20 protein-coding genes and 1 tRNA gene are annotated in these 23,302 nt (G+C 44.9%); 10 read left to right on the top strand and 11 right to left on the bottom strand.

Translation table 11 applies throughout. The features are described 5' to 3' along the window. Together V5G28_RS02895 and V5G28_RS02890 are read left to right on the top strand one after the other, a co-directional pair. Window positions 1–729, top strand: a 729-nt coding sequence (locus tag V5G28_RS02895) for an RNA-guided endonuclease InsQ/TnpB family protein (RefSeq protein WP_332996733.1), incomplete at its 5' end; no start/stop codon positions are given. 58 nt (window positions 730–787) lie between these two features. Continuing rightward, the gene (locus V5G28_RS02890) at window positions 788–1,024 is read left to right on the top strand and encodes a hypothetical protein (RefSeq protein ID WP_332996731.1); all 237 of its coding nucleotides are present in this window, start codon (window positions 788–790) and stop codon (window positions 1,022–1,024) included. Window positions 1,025–1,144: 120 nt separating this feature from the next. On the opposite strand, the gene V5G28_RS02885 is transcribed toward V5G28_RS02890, so the two are convergent. The 3 genes from V5G28_RS02885 to V5G28_RS02875 form a co-directional block, all read right to left on the bottom strand. Next, the gene (locus V5G28_RS02885) at window positions 1,145–1,426 is read right to left on the bottom strand and encodes a hypothetical protein (protein WP_096569998.1); all 282 of its coding nucleotides are present in this window, start codon (window positions 1,424–1,426) and stop codon (window positions 1,145–1,147) included. An 89-nt stretch (window positions 1,427–1,515) separates the two neighbouring features. Next, window positions 1,516–2,562 (bottom strand): ABC transporter permease, encoded by a 1,047-nt coding sequence (locus V5G28_RS02880; RefSeq protein WP_096571567.1) that lies wholly within the window; start codon window positions 2,560–2,562, stop codon window positions 1,516–1,518. A gap of 57 nt (window positions 2,563–2,619) precedes the next feature. Then, a complete protein-coding gene (locus V5G28_RS02875; protein WP_332996728.1) occupies window positions 2,620–3,138 on the bottom strand; it encodes an adenine phosphoribosyltransferase in 519 nt (172 codons plus the stop codon). A gap of 387 nt (window positions 3,139–3,525) precedes the next feature. Here V5G28_RS02875 and V5G28_RS02870 point away from each other — a divergent pair, with 387 nt between their 5' ends. Further along, window positions 3,526–4,155, top strand: a complete 630-nt coding sequence (locus V5G28_RS02870; RefSeq protein WP_332996726.1) for a DUF3038 domain-containing protein — start codon at window positions 3,526–3,528, stop codon at window positions 4,153–4,155. After that, entirely contained in the window at window positions 4,152–5,699 is a 1,548-nt protein-coding gene (locus V5G28_RS02865) for a DUF4335 domain-containing protein (RefSeq protein WP_332996723.1), read from the top strand. Before V5G28_RS02870 ends, V5G28_RS02865 begins: the two co-directional genes overlap by 4 nt. 302 nt (window positions 5,700–6,001) lie before the next feature. Here V5G28_RS02865 and V5G28_RS02860 read toward each other — a convergent pair whose 3' ends face one another. Then, the gene (locus tag V5G28_RS02860) at window positions 6,002–8,239 is read right to left on the bottom strand and encodes a transglycosylase domain-containing protein (protein WP_442994206.1); all 2,238 of its coding nucleotides are present in this window, start codon (window positions 8,237–8,239) and stop codon (window positions 6,002–6,004) included. A 480-nt stretch (window positions 8,240–8,719) separates the two neighbouring features. Between V5G28_RS02860 and V5G28_RS02855 the strand changes: the two genes are divergently transcribed. Next, window positions 8,720–9,439, top strand: coding sequence for a hypothetical protein (locus V5G28_RS02855; protein ID WP_332996721.1), 720 nt, complete (start codon window positions 8,720–8,722; stop codon window positions 9,437–9,439). Window positions 9,440–10,237: 798 nt separating this feature from the next. Here the strand turns inward: V5G28_RS02855 and lspA are convergent. Then, window positions 10,238–10,708, bottom strand: coding sequence for a signal peptidase II (gene lspA / locus V5G28_RS02850; RefSeq protein ID WP_096571571.1), 471 nt, complete (start codon window positions 10,706–10,708; stop codon window positions 10,238–10,240). Window positions 10,709–10,731: 23 nt separating this feature from the next. On the opposite strand from lspA, the gene V5G28_RS02845 reads away from it, so the two are divergent. Next, a complete protein-coding gene (locus tag V5G28_RS02845; RefSeq protein ID WP_336229538.1) occupies window positions 10,732–10,920 on the top strand; it encodes a hypothetical protein in 189 nt (62 codons plus the stop codon). 115 nt (window positions 10,921–11,035) lie between these two features. On the opposite strand, the gene V5G28_RS02840 is transcribed toward V5G28_RS02845, so the two are convergent. Then, window positions 11,036–11,626: a biotin transporter BioY gene (locus tag V5G28_RS02840; protein WP_096570008.1), complete on the bottom strand. Its 591-nt coding sequence runs from the start codon at window positions 11,624–11,626 to the stop codon at window positions 11,036–11,038. 721 nt (window positions 11,627–12,347) lie between these two features. On the opposite strand from V5G28_RS02840, the gene pstS reads away from it, so the two are divergent. The 4 genes from pstS (at window position 12,348) to pstB (ending at window position 16,348) form a co-directional block, all read left to right on the top strand. Then, window positions 12,348–13,532, top strand: coding sequence for a phosphate ABC transporter substrate-binding protein PstS (gene pstS / locus V5G28_RS02835; protein ID WP_332996717.1), 1,185 nt, complete (start codon window positions 12,348–12,350; stop codon window positions 13,530–13,532). Between the two features lie 99 nt (window positions 13,533–13,631). Then, window positions 13,632–14,576, top strand: coding sequence for a phosphate ABC transporter permease subunit PstC (gene pstC / locus V5G28_RS02830; protein ID WP_332996715.1), 945 nt, complete (start codon window positions 13,632–13,634; stop codon window positions 14,574–14,576). Between the two features lie 19 nt (window positions 14,577–14,595). Continuing rightward, a complete protein-coding gene (pstA, locus tag V5G28_RS02825; protein WP_096570013.1) occupies window positions 14,596–15,489 on the top strand; it encodes a phosphate ABC transporter permease PstA in 894 nt (297 codons plus the stop codon). 52 nt (window positions 15,490–15,541) lie between these two features. Then, a complete protein-coding gene (gene pstB / locus V5G28_RS02820) occupies window positions 15,542–16,348 on the top strand; it encodes a phosphate ABC transporter ATP-binding protein PstB (protein ID WP_332996712.1) in 807 nt (268 codons plus the stop codon). Window positions 16,349–16,474: 126 nt separating this feature from the next. Here pstB and V5G28_RS02815 read toward each other — a convergent pair. The 5 genes from V5G28_RS02815 to V5G28_RS36565 form a co-directional block, all read right to left on the bottom strand. Further along, window positions 16,475–16,545 (bottom strand) — tRNA-Gly (locus V5G28_RS02815). A gap of 47 nt (window positions 16,546–16,592) precedes the next feature. Further along, window positions 16,593–17,951 carry a hypothetical protein gene (locus V5G28_RS02810; protein WP_332996711.1) on the bottom strand — a complete coding sequence of 453 codons (1,359 nt, stop codon included), beginning with the start codon at window positions 17,949–17,951 and terminating at the stop codon, window positions 16,593–16,595. Window positions 17,952–17,961: 10 nt separating this feature from the next. Continuing rightward, entirely contained in the window at window positions 17,962–19,218 is a 1,257-nt protein-coding gene (locus V5G28_RS02805) for an RRXRR domain-containing protein (protein WP_332996710.1), read from the bottom strand. A 319-nt stretch (window positions 19,219–19,537) separates the two neighbouring features. Then, on the bottom strand, window positions 19,538–21,124 hold the full coding sequence (locus V5G28_RS36570; protein ID WP_442994205.1) for a response regulator: 1,587 nt from the start codon (window positions 21,122–21,124) through the stop codon (window positions 19,538–19,540). Next, window positions 21,007–23,109, bottom strand: coding sequence for a GAF domain-containing protein (locus tag V5G28_RS36565; protein ID WP_442994204.1), 2,103 nt, complete (start codon window positions 23,107–23,109; stop codon window positions 21,007–21,009). The genes V5G28_RS36570 and V5G28_RS36565 overlap by 118 nt, the downstream gene beginning before the upstream one ends. Window positions 23,110–23,302 lie beyond the last annotated feature (193 nt).

Here is a 23,302-nt window from a genome sequence, read left to right as displayed (position 1 = left end):
GAAAATGGTTTAGTTCCTGCACCTCGCTTTTTGAGACAAGCGGAACAAACAATCAAACATTTGAGTAAAAGGAAGCGTCGTAAACGTTCACCAAATTTCAAAAAGAAAGTAAAAGCTTCTAGAAGATGGAAAAAATTTCAAAAACTGGTTAGTAAGTTAAATCGTAAAGTTGCTAACCAAAGACAGAATTTTGTCCACCAGGAAACGACACGGATAATTAGCAGTAACAGCACGGTAGTAACTGAAAAACTAGAAGTTCAAAAAATGAGTGCCAAAGCTAAAAAAGGCAAGCGTAAAAAGCAAAAATCTGGTCTAAATAAATCGATTCTTGATGTTGGAATGGGGATGATAAAAGAATCTCTAAAAGCTAAATTATCAGATATTGGCGGCTTGTTTGTTGAGGTTCCTACTCGTAAAGTGAAACCATCTCAAACTTGCCCTAAATGTGGACATCAAGAAAAGAAGAGTTTAGCCCAAAGAACTCACGTTTGCAATAACTGCGGATATACTCAACAGCGTGATATCGCATCCGCAGAAGTAATGTTGCTTTGGCATTTCAACAATCTACAGGGGTTAGGAACTAGCCTCTTAGACGTAGATGATTCTGGCTCTACTTCAGGCACTCGTAAACGAAAGTCTGCGGGAAGTATGAAGCAACTAGGTCGTGTGAAACGTCAAAAATCTACCCTTACCGGACTGGATGTAGAAACCAGTCCTTCAACGAAGTAAGGGCTGGTAGTTCATGGAAAACATATCACTTACAAACAAGGATTGAGAAACGAGGTTGTTGCGGAGGGCGATTGCGCGTACCCAAAGGAAGCAGCTTCTAACCCTGACGGCGATCGCAGAACAATATGTGGCAAGAGAACGAGAAAAGAAAGGATTTATTGAAAAAATCCTTTTTGTGCTTACCAATAACTATAATTCTCTATTCGGCTCCTCAAATAAAGACAAAGCCTCTAAAATTCTAGATCAAGCGCTTCAAGTTGCTCAGTCAATGGCACCAAAACGTGCGACGCAGTGAATGAGTTCCTACTGCAAGTTATCGGGTAAGGAGGTCGTTGCCGAGGCCTCCGCCAAGTAAGAAGGTAGCGTTACCGACTGGATCAAACGCCGCTCAGATCATAGAGGAGCGAACTGTGAGTCATGAGTGTGATAAAAATTCTATTTTTGGTAATAACGGGTCAGAAACAATACCCACCCCACTAAAACCCCAGCGTTTGAGCAAACCTCCTATTTGAGAACCTGGAACAGATTCTATAGAAAAGCGATTTGCTACAGATGCAGCATGAGTGTTGAGGTAGCTGAGGGCATCAAAGTTTTCGCGAAACAATAATAAATAACCCAAAGCCTCCCGGTTGGGAAGAGCCGCGAGATAACGACCATCAGCTTTTGACCGCACCAGATAATAAACTTCGGAAAACATAGTTATTAATCATGAGTCATTAGTTATTGGTTTGGTACAAATGACAAAGGACGGTCAACAGGAGTGCGCCGTCCCTTGCATCTAGTTCGTTAATTAAGATTTTCTAAGCGAATGCGAGGATCACTCGCCTTAAGCAACAAGTCTGCTATCAAATTACCAACACTGAGCAGTACGGCGCTGATGACCAAACTTGCCATCACTAAATACAAATCTTGAGCCTGCACCGCTTGTAAAGTCAATCTCCCTAAACCGGGCCAGTTGAAGAAAAATTCTGCAATAAACGCACCACCCAATAAACCTGCTAACTCGAAACCTAACAAAGTCATCAAGGGGTTGATTGCATTGCGCAGAGCATGAACATAAATAACACGGTTTTCGGGCAGCCCTTTAGCACGAGCTGTTTGGATATAATCTTGGCGCAGCACATCCAATAATTCTCCCCGAGTGATGCGCTGTAAGCCAGCAAAGCTCGTGACACTCAAAGCAATAGTCGGTAGAATCATGTGCCAGCCAATATCGAGGATTTTACCAAACCAGTTGAGTTCGGCATGATTGATGCTGGTCATATCACCCACTGGGACGAGGGGCGAGAGGTTTTGAGCCAAAATGAGCAGCAATAAGGCAGTGATAAAACTGGGAAAGCCTTGTCCTGCGTAACTAATTACCTGCAAAACGCGGTCAACCCACTGGTTTTGTTTCACAGCCGCGACTATGCCCAAGGGGATGGCGATCGCCCACGTTACAATTAGAGAAGACACTGCCAACAACAAAGTTGCGGGTACCCGTTCCCACAACAGCGACGACACCGATCGTTGGTAAACAAAACTGGTGCCAAAGTCCCCCTGAGTGAGAATTCGCCACAGCCAAAGTCCAAATTGCTCAAGCCAAGACTTATCCAGACCAAACTGTCGTCTGAGTTCCTCAATTCTTTCTGGAGAAATCTTGGGGTTTTGCCGTAACGTATCTACATAATCCCCTGGAGCAAGTTGAATAATCACAAACGACAACGCCGACGCCAACAACAAAGTCAACAGCGCCTGCAACAGCCGTTTCATCACATAAATAAAAGTCTCACTTGTAACTAACTTTAAAAGCCAATCACGACCTGCATCCAAGGAAATTCGTGTAGTAGTCATTTGTGTGTCCTTTGTCATTAGTCATTCGTCCTTAGCCAAATGACTAATGACTATTGACTAGTATTCTAAAAGCGCGACGATGGGCACATCTGGCAGATGTTTCCGCCCTTGTAAATCCCGTAGCTCGATGATAAACCCAAAACCCTCAAGTTTGCAGCCAATTTTTTGGACTAGCTTTGCGGTTGCACCGGCAGTTCCACCTGTAGCTATCAAGTCGTCTACAATTAAAACTCGGCTACCTGGGTGCAAAGCGTCTTGGTGAATTTCCAAACGATCAGTACCGTACTCTAGTGCGTACTCAATTGAGTGAACTGCTGCTGGTAACTTACCAGGTTTACGGACAGGAATAAAACCAGCTCCTAATAGACAAGCAAGCGGTGCGCCAACAATAAAGCCCCGTGACTCTATTCCCACCACAAACTCTGGTCTCAGTCCAGTAGCTTCTATTTTTTGTGCAAACAGGTCAATCGTGTAGCGCAGTCCCTCTGGATCGCGCAGCAGCGTAGTGATATCGCGGAATAAAATTCCCGGTTTAGGAAAATCTGGAATGTCACGAATCAGAGACTTCAAATCCATAAAATAGAAAAAAGTTTTAGTACTGTGCAGTACAAGCTACAACCCTATTCGCCCGATTGCAAGCTCCTGGTTAAACAAGGCGCACCTTCCCGGAAAAATCGTACACTAAAATGTCATACGCTTGGTATTAGCCCTCAATAAACGTTATCCGTTGACAATGAGAGCAAATCTACAAGCCAACGATGTAATGATACTAACGACTGAGGTTCAGAGAAATGATGCTTTAAAAACTTTGATTCAAGGCAATACGGAAACAATCGTCTTGGAAGAGTAAGTAATGTATATATCAGCCAGACTTGCCGATCATGCCGTCAGTCTCATTCTTGACTGGTTGTCTATTTTAAATTAGTTTTACTTAGTTTGTTGCAGCCGTATAAGGTATTTATAATGAATGTTTCTGCTAGTGTCACGCAATTTAACAGTCCAACCCCCCAGTCTTTGCCGATGATTCTGGACTCTTTACCCGAACCGGCGATTGAGGGACAGGGATGTCCCCCTAAAGCCCGGTTGCAAATTGACCTCATTTTACTGGCAATTGAAGCATTAGAGCTTGGTGGCTCTGAAGCGATGTTGTCATTTGCTGAAGAGTTAGATCTTAAAGGAATTGTTAAAGATCGAGTAAATTTATGGCGAATGCGTAGCACTAACCCCATACGACGAGCACACCTGCGCCGCCCGCTGTCTATCATGGAAGCAAAAGCCTTAGTGGTCATTGCTTGCTACATCGCGCGGCGGTTAACAGTTGTTATTCGCCAATTGCTAATGATATATCAACAAATGGTTGAAAAACAGATTCCTTTGGAACAGAATTTGCGTCTATCTAACTATCTAGAACGGTTTAGAACTCATTTTAAGAGCCGAATGAATCTCCGGCGTTCTGGTGGTGTATTGGCATTAAATTCTGATGAAAAATTAGATGAGCTAGCTATAAGTTTGTTGGGACAATTACTATTCTGTACCGGCACAGCTGGAATGCAGCGGTTCTGGATTAGTCTTTTTGACGGTGAAGTGGAATGAATATTCAACGTAAGTATAGTTTACCTAATTGCACACTACTGTTGGAGGGTTTAAGTGATGCCTCAAGGGCGGCACATTTTCAGGAACTGCGCCCAGAGTTATCCATATTGGTAAATGCAGAATGCTATTTATCTGGCAATAGTAAACCAGTGGTAGGAGGGCGAGAATTTTTTGAAAGTTTGGTAAGAGCAGTGAGTGCGTATGCCCAAGAATTTTTGAGTACTGTGCCACACCCTCAAGCGCACAACTTTGAGTCCGAGTTAGTGCACTTCCAGAAAATCGACAGCAACCGACACAGGGTGATTATACATTCAGATACTGCATCACACTCAGTCGGGTCTAACCCCAATAATGGAAAGCAGCCGATACAACTTGATTTGAACACAGTGCAGCTGTTCGATTTGGTGGAAGCAATAGACCAATTTTTTGCAGATAGCCAAACTTTACCAGAGTTAACACTGCAATTACAACCAGTTGCCAGACGTCATGGCGGTGTCAATCAGGCGTTAGTCAAGCAGGCGGTGCCAGCGAGTGTGGGAGTGACGAGTTTGGCCGCCGCCGCCGTTGCTTTTACCATGATTCCAGTCCCGCAAGTGCGTCCGCCTCAACCACAGGCACAGAACGATGCAAATACAACCACCAATGTCAATAGTCCGGCAACGCCTGCACTTACCCCCACACCGACTCCTAATGAACAGATGGGCGCAAATGCCACATTGACGCCCACAGCAACTGCCCCAACTACGGCAAATTCCATTCTTACCCCTACGACATCTGCCTCAGTTGCACCAACTCCCACACCCGGAGCAGCGCCTGTTGTAAGGGATTTCGAAGCCCTTTTAAATACAGTTCCTGAAATTACTGATGCATCTCAACTGCGTGCATTGAACCGCGAAGTTTATAACCAAATTAATCCAAAGTGGGTTGAGCGCTCAGGATTGAATCAGGATTTGGTCTTTCGCTTGGGTGTGGCTCCGGATGGTGCGATTGTTGGATATAAAGCGGTAGATAAAGGGACGAATGATGCAGTGGAGAAAACTCCCTTACCAAGTCTACTTCAGAACCCGGCAAATCCTGCTTCGGGAACTAATGAAGCGATCGCCCAAAACACAGCGCCGCAAGCGCCTATCGCCCAATTTAAAGTCGTCTTTACGAACACAGGGGTGCTACAGGTTAGCCCTTGGCGAGGATACCCTAAAACACCAGATGTTGTCGGGACAAAAATCACAGACCCTAACGCAGTTAAGGATTTAAACCAGAAACTATATAATACCATCCGCCAAAATTGGACTACTTCTCCTTCTTTTGCGCGAGATTTGAAATATCGAGTGGCGGTCAACAAAGATGGCGTCATCGCTGACTATGAACCACTTAACCAAGGTGCCGTTGACTATTTTCGGGGAACACCTCTTCCTAAGATGTTCCAAGATGTCTACGGTTCATATCTAGCCCCTGCAAATAACAAAGAACCTCTGGCACACTACCAAGTGGTATTCAAGCCGAACGGCACGCTAGAGGTTATACCTTGGCGGGGATATCGTTAAAAAGGCAAAAGGGAAAAGTAAAAAGCTAAAAGAATTCCTTACTTTTTTCTTTTTACTTTTTACCAAGTCGCGCCCAGAATGCCCACACCACAATAGTAATGAATTGGTGATGCAACGCCAGAACCCTAGGTCGGCAGACCCTCCTGCAGTACTGCCTCATGAATCGGCGCTTTGTAAGTGTTTGGGGACTGGCGACGGTTGTTGGGGAAAAATTTCCTTTCTTTGAAAGGGGCAATGTTTCCCCGGACATAATTTTTCGCGTCTTACCTAATCCCCAGTCCCTAATCCCCAATCCCCTTCACTTACCGCGTAATTTTACCCATATAATTTCCCCATAATTGAGCAGCTTGAGCGCTACTTCCAGATGTGGGGGAATTGTTGTCGTTTCCCAGCCAAATACCAGTGACCAGTCTTTTACTGGGAACAAAGCCAATAAACCATAAGTCAACGTTTTTATCTGTTGTACCGGTTTTTCCTGCTTCCCCTAGTCCTATGGCAGCACTGCGACCAGTACCGCTTGTAACTACGCCGCGCAGTAATCGAGTCATTGTATCAGCTATGTTCGTTGGCAGGACTCGTTTATTAGCCTCTGCGTCTTGGTCATAAGAGTAAATCACGCGGCAAGTTTTAGGGTCATTCTGGTCACGGCACTCACTGCTATCTAAAATCCGGCTAATTGCATGAGGGCGATTCCATACACCGCCATTGCCAATAGCGCCAAATGCACCGGTCATCTCCATAACATTCACCACACTTTGACCCAGCACCAAGCCAGGAACTGGATCTAGCTTTGACCTCACCCCTAACTGTCGCGCCATTCCCACAACTTTATCCAGCCCGACTTCATGAGCAACCCTCAAAGCAATCGGGTTTTCAGATAAGGCAAGCCCCCTGGCAATGTCTAAACTACCAGCGCCAGTACGACAAGGTTTGTAGGTAAAGCCTTGCCAACGATAAGGGGCACAGGAATAAGACTTTTCCGGTGAAATTCCTTGCTCGAGAGCAGCTGCGTAAGCAAAAATTTTGAAGGTGGAACCTGGTTGTCTTTTTGCCTGAACAGCACGATTGAACTGGCTTGTTCTATAATCGGTGCCTCCTACCATTGCCAGGATTGCTCCATTGCTCGAATCTAGGGTAAGCATCGCTCCTTGGGAAAAATTAAAAGATGACTTACCAGTGCGGACATGATTACGCAATGCTACTTCTGCTTGTGCTTGAATGGCTGGATCGAGTTGGGTTTCAATGATAAAGTTCCCTTCTGTTGCCAGTTCCTTTCCCAGAATCTTTTCTAGTTCTTGGAAGACATAACTATAAAAATAAGGAGCAATTGTTTTTGCTTGCCGTTCGCAGACTTTGGGGCTAATTTCGATGGGCGATCGCCTAGAGCGGTTATACTCATCTTGTTTGATTTTGCCCATTTCCAGCATCCGCTTCAGTACGCGATTGCGGTATTCAATCGTTCTGAGGTTATTTTGGCTATCTCCTCGTGTACAATAATCGAAGCCGTTGGGAGCAGGTAAAATTGCCACTAATGTTGCAGCTTCAGACAGTGTCAATTCTTTTGCTGACTTGTCAAAGTAATAGCGAGCAGCATCTTCAAACCCTGAAGTATCAGCTCCTAAGAAAACCCGATTTAAATAAGTCAGCAAGATGTCATCTTTGCTGTAAAACGTTTCTAATTTCAGGGCAACCATCGCTTCTCGGAATTTGCGACCAAGCGAGTCTTGCCTGCCTACATAATCGCGGAACAAACTCCTCGCAACTTGCTGGGTGACTGTACTCGCCCCTTGTTGGACGTCACCACTTTGCGTGTTAATGAACACGGCTCGCAAAATCCCCAAGGGGTCAACTCCAAAGTGCCAGTAATAACGACTATCTTCTGAGGCAACGACTGCCGTTGGCAAGTAAGGACCAAACTCCTGCAACCGCTTCATATCTATATGAGCAGTCGTCCGAGGTTCGCGTAACTTCGTGGTGGCATCACGAGCATAAATTACCACGGGTGCTTGCGTTGGTCCGGGTAGGGGTTTGACATCAAATTTGAGCCATTCCACGCCAATGACGAGCGCCATCAGAGTTGTGAGTCCACCGACACCGTAACCAGCCCAAGTTCCTGCTGTTACATACCAAGGCGGTGGATCGACATATTGCAGTCTGACTGAGGCGGCGAGTTCTGGAGGTCCGAGGGTGAGAATATCGCCATGACGCAATTCCAAAGAAGTGATCCGACGCTTACCCCGATAAATGCCATTTGTAGAGTTTTCATCTTTAATGACAAAAATCGGTTGTCTTTGACTAGAATCCCGCGCTAAAGACAAATGAATTTGGCTAACAACTGGGTTGCGGACAACAATATCGCAGGATTTGGAACTGCGACCGATTATGTAGCGATCGCCCAACAACGGATACACCTCCGCCTTATCCGCCCCCGCATCCTGCACCCAAAGTTCTGGTACTTTGGCATTTGGTTTGAGCGCCAGTTTGGAAAAATCGACTCTAGCTTGAATTGTTTGTACTGCTTGAGTTATCTGACCAAGCAAAGTTTGTGGCTTTTGAGGCGGTTGGGGGAACTCATCGGCTATTCACACCACGTTTATTGGTAAGGAATCGGAGGCACTATAATCTCGCTGCTTGTATTCGACCATTGTACTCATAAGCCTATGAGGACGTTGGCTGCACCGAATTGTTCCCGATTCAATTTGACACTAAGATATATATATAATTTGACTTATGTTGTTAATTTTGTCACATCTTTATATATTGCTAGGATTTTGTCTTCTTTCCTTGTAGCCTTTGTCTAGTCTTTGTTTCATCTATTTAAGAAATGTAAACTTGCTACTTTTCATTTTGTATTTCTATTAACTAGCACTCGATAAATAAAACAGATAAAATTTCCCGTTTTAACACATAAGCACATTTTAAAGCAAAAATACAGATCTTCATTTAGGATGATTTTCTAGAAGCTAATGTTTTGGTTTAATAAGCGGAAGTATTCCGTTGAGGTGTGGAGGTTAAGTAATATGAACGGAAAATATCTAACCCTTATCGGTACAGCCTTGACTCTGGCTTTAACCAGCAACGTTGCTCTTGCCGAGTCAAGCAAATTCGAGACTGCTCAATCAGGTGGTCAACCAGGTGGTGAATCCACTCGCTCACCCGGAGAAGTCAAACTTTCACCAAGGGTAGACAAAAAAAAGTTTTGCACGGATTTCCCGCTTAACTCCCGTTGTCAAGGTGAAGCAGCATCTACACCAAGCTCTTCCGGTAGCAGTTCTGAAACACAAAAGCAACCTGCTGATGGCACCGTTCCTGGCAGCACAGCTATACCAGGCAAAGGACCAGCTGATACTGGCACCACAGGCAACCCTGACGGCAGCATTGACGTTACCCCGCCTCCTGGTGGCAACCCTAGCGTCCCCGGTAGTGGAAGTCAACAACAGACCCTACCTGGTGGTGCAGGCGATACTCAAACGACTCCATCAGGCGGTACAACAGGTGCTCCTGACAGCAACCCAGGCGGCACAGCTGTACCAGGTACAGCGCCCGCTGATCCTGGCACCACAGGCATCCCTGGCAGCGGTTCTACTGAAATTGCCCCGCCTCCTGGTGGCAACCCTGCTAACCCTGGCAGCAGTACTGATCCTACTGCTCCTGGCAGCAGCACTACCGATCCAACTTTATCTCCCTCTCAAGGTGGTTCAGGCTCTGGCACGACGCCTAACTCAGGTGGATCGAGGTAGTCGTCTCAACACTAGATTGGGCGTAATTTGACACTAGTTTGCGTCAGAAAATTGATACCCTTAGGCTAAAAGTCTGAGGATAGATAAAAAAGTCCGCCTGTGCGGACTTTTCATTTTTTAGCCTACGTTCACCGTAAGTTTTCAGCCACCCTTCCTTATAAGTCCTTGGGACAGGCTAGGCTAAGTACAGCATTTCATTAATTCGTAACGTTTTTAAAGGCACACAAGCGCTCTCGGTAAACGCAGCGAAAAGTTCTGCAGGAGGGTTTCCCAACCTAGGAAACTTTTCAAGACAAAGGTACGTAGAGTATTCGTTCTAATTTTCGCTATAAACTTATGCAATTATGTACTAAGGGAGTACCAAAAAATAAATTTTCCATTATGTAGGGTGGGTTAAGCGTACGACAATTAAGGTTTTACATGATAACTAAAGTGCGGCGTAACCCACCATTATTTGCGTCACTACAAATTGGAGATTTTTTTTAATTGCAAGTCCGTAATAAAGCAATAGGGTTCAGATAAAACCAAAAGCCTGACCATGACGGCGATGTAGAGACGTAGCATGCATCACTACACATCACCAAATTTCACCAAAAATCCTTAACAGCAACCGTATTGCCTAATAAAGTAGGGAATGAAACAGCCCTGCTACTAGGGAAGGGGGAAAATCAAGGTTCCTCTCTCCTAGAAAGAGAGAGGAATGGAAGCGAGGTTTTCCACAAATTGCGTGAAAAGTAACCGGAGTAGCCAGGCTTTTTTTCGTCAGGTCATCGTACTTCTACCTTTTACTTTTTATCGTCACCTGCGATTTGAAGTGGGAGTCTTTTGAAAGGTAGCAATGAGCAGGCAAACAATACCGATATTAATGAAGACATCTGCTAAATTAAAGACTGGAAAGTTAATCACTCGAAAATCAAGAAAATCAACGACGTAGCCCAGAACAAATCGGTCGATGCCATTACCGATCGCTCCACCTAAAATAAAGCCATAGCCTAGTTGCTCCCAAATATGTAACACCGGACCAAACGATGCCAGTGCTATTAATGCTAAACTCACTCCCAAAGATAGCCAGCGCAACCACTCTACTTTCCCTGCTAACAGACTAAAAGCTGCACCAGTGTTGGTAACGTAGGTGAAGTGAAATACCCCCGGTAGTAGTGCTTGTGTTTGTCCCAAGCTAAAAGTTTGCACCACCCAGTATTTTGTGAGTTGGTCTAAGAAAAAACCTAACAAGGCAGCAATCCAGAACAGGAGATTTTTTAAACGCATGGCGAATTTGTCATTTGTCATTTGTGAGCCAGCGCTGTAACGCCAGAAGTTCTGCAGGCAGTCAGACCAGTACCGCAGTTTCTTACGGAGGGAAACCCTCCTCAGAACTGCTCGCTGCAGGAGGGTTTCCCAGAGCAGGTAACTGGCGTTGGCGCAGCCTCTCCAAAGGAGATATCCGAAGGGGTTTCCCAACAAGCGGAAATTTCGCTTAAGGTTTCCAACAAAGGTGGCGATTGGCGTAAGTGCGAAGGCGCTCTAGAGGAGATACCCGAAGGGTCATTTGTCATTTGCGCACACCACAAAGGACACACCACTAAAAACTCATCGCTAGTAAAACATTAGGTGGCGCAGCACATATGCTATTACAACGACAGCGCAAACTACCGATAGTTGTCCAGGCAGTGCCAACCAGGAGTATGTGAGCATTGCTTCTTGCATCAGAGACAGAGTTTCTGTTCCTTTCCATTGAAAAACATAGCTGATAATCAAATAAGTAATACCGCACAAGTGGACAGTTAACAAGCCACAAAAACAACTAAAGGCGAGAGTTTCTAGCCGAGGTCTCGCTTGAAAGGCAAAAAACCCACAAATCCAAGCTCCAGGGATAAAACCAAGCAAATAACCAAACTGGGACAGCTTCACATAACCAATGCCGCCACCGTCAGCAAACACAGGTAACAAAGTTAATCCCATCACTAAATATGCAATTTGCGAGAGCGCACCAGCATTCTTGCCCCCTAAACAACCAACGAGTAGCACCCCACCAATTTGATAGGTGACACCCACAGACAAAGTATGAATTCCATGCTGGCTCCAATTCCAAGGTAAGGTGGTGACATAGGCTTCTAGGAATGTACCACCCATCGTTAGCAGTAAGCCAATCATAGACCATAGTAATTGATTGGATGCGGCTAGCATTTACAAGGCACTCATGCAAAGGACTCTCGTACAAAAGTGTAAATAATAGTATTATTTTATTTCTTAATCTCTAATTGGAAAATAAGTAGCTAGGCAGGAATAAACAGAACTCTATTACAAAATATAAATATGGTCGAAACTCTTAGCAATCAACGCCACAGGACTTGGGGAAAACCCACCGCAATGCCTCCTAAGGACAAATGACTCAGGACAACCCTTTCCAATGACGTTTTTTCTTACCGACCCATTTATTTATATAATATGCACTTGGCAAACTTGACCCTCAAATTGTATAAAGCCTTCCTAAATAGTGAAGGAACTTGTGTTGTTGTCTGGTACGTACTTTTTTTCTGTCATATTCTGTTGAAATTTCAGCCGGATTGCTATTTTATAAATTTAAACAAGTTAAAAATGCTAATTTGAACACACCTAGTTATAGAATTGTTGTACTTTTTCATCCCTAAATAGGATGAACTTGATACATTACCATGGTTGTATAATATGTTTTATTAAAACATATGTACTAATGTATTATTTGTTTTCCGAATGAACTGATTGCAGTTACAAACTTTTGCCTAGAAAAGAATATTAAATTTTGCAATCCTAAAGTTAGATACAGTAGTCATTCCAAAGTCGTAATTCCATTTGTGTTAACCTGTTCTTTACTCTACAGCTGTATAGTATATACGCTTAGCAGGAAAATCACCAAAACGACACATCCATGCTTTTTCGTTCCCCTGTAACTAATCTTTCTCGTTTAACAAAAACAATTTCAGTAGTAGCACTGAGTACTACTTTGGCGGCTTGCGGTGGACAGCAAGCGCAAAACGGTGCTACCACTGGCGAATCCTCTCCTGGTGGTGCTACTAATACAACGGCTACTGCTCCAGGCAAACTAGACCTAGGTGGAAATGTAAGATTGAATGGGGCTGGTGCCACCTTCCCTGCACCGCTGTACCAAACTTGGTTCCAGGCTTTAAACCAGAAATATCCCAATCTCCAAGTCAACTATCAACCAGTTGGTAGCGGTGCTGGTATTGAGCAATTTACCAAAGGTCTTGTAGACTTTGGTGCCAGCGACGTTGCTATGACGGATGAAGAAATCCAAAAGGTCCAAAATGGTGTACTTTTGCTACCTATGACTGCGGGTAGCATTGTGCTGGCTTACAACCTGCCTGGTGTAGAGGGACTAAAGCTTCCACGGGATGTTTATAGTGGTATCTTCTTAGGCACAATTAAGTCTTGGAACGACCCGAAAATTGCTGCTGCTAACCCTGGTGCCAAGCTTCCCAACACGCCAATTACAACTGTGCATCGTTCTGAAGGTAGTGGCACCACGGGTGTATTTACGCAACACCTAAGTGCAATTAATCCAGAATGGAAGTCTAAAGTAGGCAGTGGTAAAACTGTCAACTGGCCTGCGGGAGTTGCTGCTAAGGGCAATGATGGTGTTACCGCCCAAATACAACAAACTCAAGGCTCACTTGGTTACGTCGAGTACGCTTACGCCAAAAATAGTAAACTCAATTTTGCTACTTTGGAAAATAAATCTAAGCAATTTGTTGCACCTAGCGATGAATCAGCAGCTAAAACCCTCGAAGCAGTAACCTTACCAGAAAATCTCCGTGCCTTCATTGCAGACCCAGAAGGTAACGATTCCTATCCGATTGTCACCTACACTTGGATTCTGGCTAACAAGAAATATGCTGATGCGACAAAAGCCAAAGCAGTAGAAGCCATGATTGAGTACGGCTTGACAGAAGGTCAAAAAATTGCTCCACAACTAGGCTACGTTCCTCTCCCTGCAAGCGTGGTTCAAAAAGTGACAACGGCTGCCGATACAATCAGCCCAGATTATAAAATTAGTGGGGGTGGCAGTGCTACTGGTGCCAGCGCTAGCAAATAGCACGCTTAGCTTTTTGAATGCCGTACACAGATGAATTTTGAATTTTGAATTTCTTGGTGTGGTTCGCTCCCACTTCTTCTGTCATTAATGGGTCTCGTCATGACTACACAAGCCCAGATTCCAATAGTTAAACCACCTTCTCAAGCAGAAAAGTCACTGGATCGTGGCTTTATTTGGCTGACTCGAATTTTTGCATTGGCGATTGCTGCCATCCTAGTATGGATAGCCGTTCAGGTTACCATTCAGGCATGGCCTGCTATCCAAAAGTATGGTGCTAGCTTTTTAGTTAACAGCACTTGGAACCCTGTAACAAGTGAATACGGGGCGCTACCGCAAATTTACGGCACTTTAGTGAGTGCTTTTATTGGTTTGTTGATAGCTGTACCAATTGGCGTTGGCACAGCTGTGTTGCTAAGCGAAAATTTCCTACCATCAAAAGTGCGGTTAGTGCTGGTTTTCTTGGTAGAACTGCTAGCAGCCATTCCTAGCATTGTGTATGGAATATGGGGATTTTTTGTTTTAGTTCCCCCGTTAACAAGCGTGGGAAAATTTCTCAATTCTTCCTTGGGCTTTTTGCCAATTTTTAGCACCGTTCCCGCAGGACCAAATATGTTGGCGGCTGGAGTCATCTTAGCCATTATGACTTTGCCCATCATCACAGCCATCTCTCGCGATGCGCTGATTTCCCTACCCCCTACTTTGCGTCAAGCAGCTCTGGGACTGGGAGCCACCCGTTGGGAGACAATTTTGAAGGTTCTCATCCCAGCTGCCTTTTCTGGCATTGTGAGTGCTGTGATGCTGGGACTCGGGCGGGCGATGGGAGAAACAATGGCTGTAACGATATTAATTGGAAACTCCAATAACGTTAACGCCTCGCTGTTTGCACCAGGCAATACGATTTCTTCTTTGTTGGCTAGTCAATTTTCAGAAGCCGGCGGACTGCAAATTGCAGCTTTAATGTACGCAGCGTTAATTCTGTTTGTTTTAACTTTTATTGTCAACATTTTGGCAGAGTTGATAGTACTACGAGTCAAGCGACTGTAGCATTTGGGTGTGTTAAAATATGACTTCTAGTTTTTCAGAGCAATCCTCTGGTGGATCCGGACGCAACAGTCTGGCTTACTCTCGCTCGTCTTCCCGGACGTTGTTTAACACGGTGATGACGGTTTTAGCATTTGTATGCGGGATATTGTCTCTTTTGCCGTTGCTGGCAGTGCTGATTTACGTCCTCTTGCGAGGCTTCAGCAGTTTTAATTTGAACATATTTACCCAATTACCACCGCCGCCGTTCGTACCGGGAGGAGGTTTTGGTCATGCCATTGTCGGAACAATAATAGTAGTAGCACTTGCTGCACTATTTAGCATTCCCTTTGGAGTTTTGGCAGCAATTTATTTGACAGAGTTTAGCTCTGGGAAAATATCTCGCTGGGTTCGGTTTGCTACCAATATTTTGAGCGGAGTTCCCTCGATTATTGCTGGAGTATTTGCTTATGCAGTTGTGGTCGTGACCACTGGTACATTCTCAGCTGTGGCTGGAGGAGTCGCTCTGGCAATTTTGATGTTGCCCATTATAGTGCGAACCACTGACGAATCCTTGCAATTAGTCTCACAAGATTTGCGCCAAGCCGCTACGGGGTTAGGAGCAACTAAGTTTCAAACAGTCTCCCAAGTGGTGTTACCAGCAGCTGTACCAGCAATTGTCACTGGGGTCACTTTGGCGATCGCTCGTGCGTCTGGAGAAACCGCACCTTTACTGTTTACGGCTTTAGCGTCTCAGTACTGGCCCAGTAGCTTATTCGCACCCACACCTTCTCTTGCTGTTTTTGTTTATAACTATGGCACTTCGCCGTATGCAAATTTGCAGTCACTTGCTTGGGCGGCGGCTTTGATTTTGGTGTTGTTAGTTCTGCTGACAAATATCATTGCCCGTTGGGCAACGAGTCGCACACTTAAATAAGAAAAGCAAGCTCGAACATTTAACTAAATTCAAGACAACAACCTTACTATTTATGACTACCGACACTAGAACCGGGAATCAAACGGATACCGTTTTTCGTACAGAGGGACTGAACGTATATTACGGAAATTTCTTGGCAGTACGCGATATTTGGCTGAATGTCCCTAGAAATAAAGTAGTAGCCTTTATTGGTCCTTCTGGATGTGGTAAGAGTACCTTGCTGCGCTGCTACAACCGCCTCAACGATCTCATTGAAAGTTTTCGAGCAGAAGGAAAAGTTTTTTACCAGGGTGAAGATTTGTACGCATCTCACATTGACCCCGTGGAAGTGCGTCGTCGGATTGGAATGGTGTTTCAAAAACCGAACCCTTTTCCAAAGTCAATTTATGACAATATCACCTTTGGTCCTAGGCTGAACAGCTACAAAGGTGATATGGATGAACTGGTAGAGCGATCGCTCAGACAAGCGGCTTTATGGGATGAAGTCAAAGATAAACTGCGGCAAAGTGGCTTGTCCCTCTCTGGTGGACAACAACAGCGCTTGTGTATTGCTCGGGCGATCGCAGTTCAGCCTGAAGTTATTTTAATGGATGAACCTTGTTCTGCTCTTGACCCTATCTCCACCCTCCGGGTTGAAGAACTGATTCACCAACTCAAAGAGCAATACACAATTATTATCGTGACTCACAATATGCAACAAGCTTCGCGGGTGTCTGATTTGACTGCCTTTTTTAACGTGCAAACGTCAGAAAAAGGAGGTCGTACCGGTTATCTTGTGGAGTTTGACCGCACAGAAGCAATTTTCCAGAATCCCAAACAGGAAGCTACTAAGGAATACGTCAGCGGTAAATTTGGTTGAAGATTTTATATTCCTATTCCTTTTGTCGCAATAAGTCGCAATAATTTAACAATGCAACATAAAGCTCTTCTGGTTTCTAGGCTTCACCTGGGAACTCTTTTTATATACTATCTTTTCTTCAAATAAAGCGGGCGGCGGGAATCGAACCCGCATTAATAGCTTGGAAGGCTATAGTTTTACCACTAAACTACGCCCGCAAATTTCCAACCCTAATAACGTAACATAATTCTAGCGAAAAATCAAGCTAGCGACGATTAATTCTTACACGTACAGGTAGATTGCTCAGTCGTGGGTTTTGCTTGCCAGTTGCAGGGTCTTTATCGGTTGCGGGGACAAATTTTTGACCTTGGAAAATTTCATCCGCATATTTCTGGTATTGACTTCTTTGCGCTAGCGGTATCTGTTCATCTACTTTAATGAAGATTAAGTTGCCTTTTTCATCAATTGTTAGCCATACTAAAAAATATACAGGCTGAACATCGCCTCCTGCGTCAGATAAAACGATATTTAATTCTTTTTGCCTGCTGTTGTCTTCAGGTTGAGCTAGGTTTTCTGGTATATCCCTCTTTAATTTATCAGCTTCTATATCCCAAGTCGCTACTCCTATTCCTGTGCCATTTTCCTCATTCAAAGGTGGCGACTGTTCTGGTTGTACTGGTGGAGCGATATCTTCTAATGGCGTTTCCTTTCCAACAGCGACTTCACCATCTGGTTTGGGAAGACTACTAGGTGTCTGTTGCGCTTCCTGTCTTTGGGGTGAGGAATCAGTAGCAGTTAAATCTGTGGGGTTATTCTGCGGATTTAAAGCCTGGTTTTGCTCGTCTAATTGTTGATTTGCTTCATTTTGAGTGTCTGTACTTGTACTGTCAGCAGTGTTAGGCTGTGGAGTTGGTTCTGGTTGTTGTGCTTGGGGAGTGACTTCTGGAGTCGGCTGTGGAGTTGGTTCTGGTTGTTGTGTTTGGGGAGTGACTTCTGAAGTCGGCTGTGGAGTTGGTTCTGGTTGTTGTGTTTGGGGAGTGAATTCTGGAGTCGGCTGTGGAGTTGGCTGTAGTTGATTTTGCTCAGGAGGCTGGGGTGAGGGTGCTGGTTCAGATGTTGGATCTTGTTGAGGCTTAGATTGTGTTTCTTGCTCGACAACCCGTTGTTGTGAAGATTGTTGGGTTGTTGTATCCTCTGCTTTAGGTTGAGAAGTCGTCGCTTTTTTGGTGTTATCGAAAGCGATCGCTCCTTCGGGTGTTGTGCGCAGCGCAATCGCGTTGCTATCTTCTACAGTAGAAGTCTTGGGAGTTAAATTCTCTTGAGGGGCTGGCTTTGATGATCTCGCTACAGATGACTTTCCTGTTGTGGAGGATCTTTTTGATGACACTGGCTTTGCTTTTGATGGCGCTTTTCCTCCTGACGAAATCTCCACAAAGTCTACTGGGATAGGATTTGAAGAACTTCGTTGCGACAGGCTATAGGAATTCGAGCGTAGCAACCAGAATAGCAGCAAGTGCAGGGTAACAGAAATTGCGGCTACAGAAATCCACAAACCAGGTGGATCGGTGTGTCGCCTCGATGCTTTATCTGGAATAGGAGTTTTATCAGCAACCGATTGTGCCATATTAAGCCATCTAAATCTCCGAGGTACTGTGACCATAAGCGCTAGCTTTGGTCGTAGGGGGATAGGAGGGTAATTGAGTGGGACTCGATGTCCCCAAAATTACCAAACCAGTATTTCGGGCAAGAATTCGACATTTTGAATCAGCAAATCTTCCTAGTCTTGACCAATTTGCATCGCTCAAAGAAAGATTCTTACCTGTATATCCTGAGCAGTATCCAATCACTTTCTTTATCTCTCCTTTGGATTTCGTTGAGTACTCAATCAAATCCCCTTTTCTAGCCTTAAATGGCGTAGTAGAGCCGCCGTAACGCTCCCTGATTCCGCCCTTGCCTGGTACGGCATCGTGTAAACGCCGTCGTGTAATTCGGGGTTTGGAAATAACCTTAAACACCGCATCCGTAATAGCTACTTCCCCCACCCAAATACACCCACGAGTATTAGCGGTGTAAAACGGTTTGTATTGGACAAAACGAGTAGCAGCAATAGCTACAGCATCAACAGCGTGAGTTTCTGGAGCTTGCAACGCCTTGTCTGATTTGTTCTTCATTAGCTGAAGATATTCACGAACTTGAGATGTTCCGTTCCCATCTTTGTGCCAACCTTCAATTGTGACAACGGTTGCGATGCTAGATAGCTGTTCAATCATCCATCCTTGACCTACCATTACTGGCGAGAAACCCTTACCCGATTTAGCGCCTTTGCGTCCGGATGTTTTATCTACATCGGCTCTAACTTTTTCTACCCTAATTTCTGAAATTGGGTAAATACGAGCAAGCTCAGAAATAACTCGTATTTCTAGCTGACGATTTGAGCGAATGGATGGGGCTAGCTTGGTTTTCTTGCGGTTAGAAAAACGCTTTTGGCGATGGTTCCTTAGTTTGAAAGCTTTGCTACGATTAATTCGTCTTCCCCTACGTCCGCGCCGAAGCATAGAACGGTAGAGCATTTTCTCTTTTATGCCAGCAATAGCTGTGCCTTGTTTTGGGATAAAGCCCATCACGACAATATGCGACATAAACAGCGTATATTTAGCTGACTGGACGGCGATGCCTGAGTAACGCTTTCCAGGGTCAGTGCCAACAACAATGCTTTGGGTTTTTGTGCCAGATGGCTTAAACAGTAATTGAACGCACCAAATACCTAAATCATTCCAAAACGGCTTCGCTTTCCCTTGCTTTATCCAACGCCTCGCACGAGATGCGGTTGTTGGCATTAGTGGTTCACCTGATGGTGAGATTACTGGAACTCTTAGGTTTTCTTTCTGCATGGATATAATCCTCGAAAGATAAAGTTTAAGTCACTTCCCTCATTCAGTAACGCGTGTCTTGGCTTGACCCAACCCCCTAAGATTCCAGAGGCTACAGATAATCCGAGCTAGTGAAGTACCCGGAAGTGTTAAACGCTACTGAACTTCTGAGGTGTTGAACACTTGCGTTCTAGGGTTATCTCCTAGAATCCGTTTCTATACCCTACGGGTTAGGAACGGTAGTTCAAGAGTCCTGATTCCTGAGTTAGTGTAGCACTGCCTTATCGCTTGTTGTGATTTCTCCGAATAATCACTAAGCAGTCTCAGTAATCATGAGCGATTATCGATTAGCTACGAGTTCTGGTTTAACAGCGAAGGTAAGAACAGTTTCGTCTACTCCTTTAAGTTGTAGCGGGCTGCATTTCGTCATTTCTTCATCCTCCAAATAATCTGCCACAGCCGCAGAAACCAGAATCGTACCGGGAACAGCAGCTTGTTGCAACCTTGCGGCAATATTTACGCTCGGACCAATTGCTGTATAGTCAGATCGTTCAGCGCTACCAAACATTCCCACAACTGCCGTACCCTGGTGGATACCACAGCGAAATTGTACAGCAGAACCTGCACCAAAAATACCCTGCTGTTTCCAGCGTTGGTTTAAATGTTCAAGCGATCGCAGCATTGCTCTTGCTGTGTTGATGGCGCGTCGCACCTGTTCGTTGGGTGTTAGTTCTTCTGGCGCTCCAAACAAAGCTAAAATAGCATCTCCCATAAATTTATCCACAGTGCCGCCGTTATCAAACACGACTCGCGTCATTTCTTCTAAATATTCATTGAGTAACTCTGCGACTCGCCGCGATCTCAGGGTATTTGCCAATTGGGTAAAACCCACAATGTCACTAAACAAAACTGTAATCAACCGTGGTTCCGGTTGCAAATCAAGAACTAGCTCTCCTGCAGCTGCTTTTTGCACCAAAGCAGGAGGCAAAAAGCGTTTGAGTACAGACTCTGTGAGGTAAGTGTTTAACTCGACAACTCGGCGTTCATTTTCCTTCAATGCTAAGAGATTCCGCACCTCTGCCAGAAGTTCCCGGTTATTAAATGGCTTAGACAAATAAGCATCTGCACCATGTTCTGTTCCTTCGATACGAGTTTCCTCATCTGCTTTTGCCGTTAGTAAGATGATTGGTATTCCTTTCAAATTTTCTTCGTTGCGAATCACTCGAATCATCTCTAACCCTGATATCACAGGCATCATCAAGTCGCTCACTATTAAACTAGGTACGATTTCCTTTGCTAAGTGCAAACCTTCTAAACCATTACAAGCAGTTTGCACTTGATAGTTGTTGGCACGTAAAATTCCGGAAACATAAGCTCGTAAATCTGGGTTGTCGTCTACAACTAAGATTAAATGCCCATTCTTGACTTTTGAATCTTGGGTATCAAAGTCTGTTGTATGACTTTCGTTGTCGTCACCTGTGAGTACCAATTCCAAATCAGCTAATTCCACACTAGCGCGGTTGGTGTTGGGCTGGCATGGTACTTCTAGTACTTGTTCTGCGCTCAAGTGAGTACTTCCAGGGAGAAGCCATACGGTAAAAGTAGTGCCTTTGCCGTAGACTGATTCTACCGTGACTTTACCGCCGTGAAGTTCCACCAATTCTTTGACTAAAGCCAAACCCAAACCACTTCCTTCATAAGAACGGTTTTCTGAGCCTTCAGCTTGGCGAAAACGCTCAAATAAGTGGGGAATTTTTTCTTTAACTATACCAATTCCGGTGTCTTGTACTTGCAATATGCACTTGTCGTCTACTGGTTGTACGTTAACCCGGATGCTTCCCCTGACGGCGTAAATTTCATAGCATTTGACAGGAGGTTGTAAACCACCTTGTCGAATTTTTCCATATCCAAGTACACAGTGGGACATTCTCCCATTTGAGTGAGCAGGTACAGTCTTTTTTTCTCACAGTAAGGGCGAAACGATTCTACAATTTGACTGACAAATTCAACTAAATTGCAGGGACGGAAACCAGGCTGCATCCTACCAGCGTCTAAGCGTTGCAGATCGAGTAATTGATTGACGAGTCGCAGTAGACGGCGGGAGTTACGCAAGGCGATCGCACTTTGAGCGTAGGACAACCCCTGCTTTGAGGCTACAGCCGCTTCTAATGGTCCTTGAATCAAGGTTATGGGAGTACGGAACTCATGGGAGATATTTTGAAAAAATTCGGTTTTTTGTCTATCTAATTCCAGTAAGCGCTCAGCTTGTTCACGGGTTTTTTGGTAAAGTCGAGACTGCTGCACGGCGATCGCCGCTTGAGCTGCGACTGCTTTTGCTAACTCAATTTCCGATGACATCCACTGACGTGGTTTATGACCTTCACGCAGCGTAATACTACCGATACTTTTGCCGTCAGCAAGTAAAGGAACAACCATGAGCGATCGCGTAGGCACCTTCAAAGGCAAATCAAATCCTTTCATTTCTGGAGGACACAGGTTCATGTCAGCAATAAGCACTGGCTGCTGTGTCTGCAACATTTCTTGGAGAATTGGATTTTCCTGAATAGGAGCTTGAGATTGAGGCAATTGTTGAGTATTAATGGTGTCAACACTACCCAAATTTTCCCGCTTTAAATTTTGAGAATTGTCATACAAGCCGACACACTGGACAAACTCATCTTCCTCTGTCCACAAAGACAGAACACAGCCATCTACTTCTAAAGCTTGTCCCAATTGTTGCGTAATAGCCGCAAAAATATCTTGAGGATTCAGGCTAGAGCGAATCGCACTAGTAATCGTATTAATCAGGGCTTCCCGTTGAGCAAGAGCGTGTACTTGCTCATAAGCACGAGCTTGGGACAAAGCTAAAGCAGCCTGATCTGCCACCATCATCACCAACTGCACCTCATCTTCTCCCCAAAGCCGAGGCGCTTTGCATTGATGCAGCGCCAGCACAGCCATCAGTTCTTGTCGGCAAATCAGTGGTACCACCAAGCTAGAGCAAATATTAGCAGCTGCAAAAGCTGCGGCGCGACTTTGCAACTGGGGATGATCACCTTGGATACACTTATCGCTTGCCACATCGTTAATAACGTGAACTTTGCGGGTTTCCCAGACTGTTTGAGCTAGCAACAGGTTGAGGGGAGGAGAGGATGAGGAGGATGAGGAAATAATTTCTCCCTTATATCCCCCCTCTTCCTCATTCTGGTAAATAAATCCTTCATCGACCAGTTGCTCATCTTGGAAGGGGCGCAGGAGGCAGACATCTACTTCCAGCATATGACCGACAGTTTGTACAATTGTTTGTAGGATTTGCCGATAGTCTAAAGCGCTGCGAATCGTATTTGTGATAATATTAAGTAATGATTCCTGACGGAGTGTGCGGTATAGTTCACGAGTGCGGGCTTTGAGAACATTGTGAGTATCCATTGCTTGGCGTACCACCGCTTTGAGTTCCTCTGTTTCCCACGGTTTGGTAACATATTTAAAGACCTTGCCAGAGTTTATTGCTTCCACCAGGTCTTCAACATCGGTATATCCTGTTAAAATAATCCGGATGATATCAGGATATTGAGTAGCTGTTAAACTCAAAAATTCCGTACCGCTCATCATTGGCATCCGCTGATCGCAGATAATGACTGACACATCTTTCTCTTGTGCTAGCAGATCCAATGCCACTGAACCAGAACTTGCTTTAAGCACCTTATAGTCGTCAGAAAAAGTGCGATAGAGCAATTCAAGGTTGTCAAGTTCGTCATCGACAACCAAAATTTTAGGCTGACTGTTTGCTTGGAATTTCATGCACCGTTTTCCTGCTGTAACGGCAGACGGATAGGTAATAATCTGATTGAGTAGAGATGTTTCTGAGTCTGTTGAGAGCACATTGCTAGCAATCCGACTGTTTGCCCACATAATATCAAGTCCGGATGAATACTTGTCATTTCCGTAAGAACCCCCTTTTCCAACCCCAAAGGGAACCCCTTTCCCCCTATCGCCAGAGGCGATCGTGAGTCCCCCGTAAAAATACGCCAGTGGGTACGGCCACGCTAGTCCCTAAGAGGGACGCTGCGCAAACGCTATCACCTCCCCTCCTCGCTTGCGCTTA

The sequence above is a fragment of the Scytonema sp. PRP1 genome (assembly GCF_036697665.2).
Classification (GTDB): Bacteria; Cyanobacteriota; Cyanobacteriia; order Cyanobacteriales; family Nostocaceae; genus Kalymmatonema; species Kalymmatonema gypsitolerans.
Note: the sequence above shows the minus strand (reverse complement) of the source record. Positions and strands in the feature narration are given on the sequence as shown.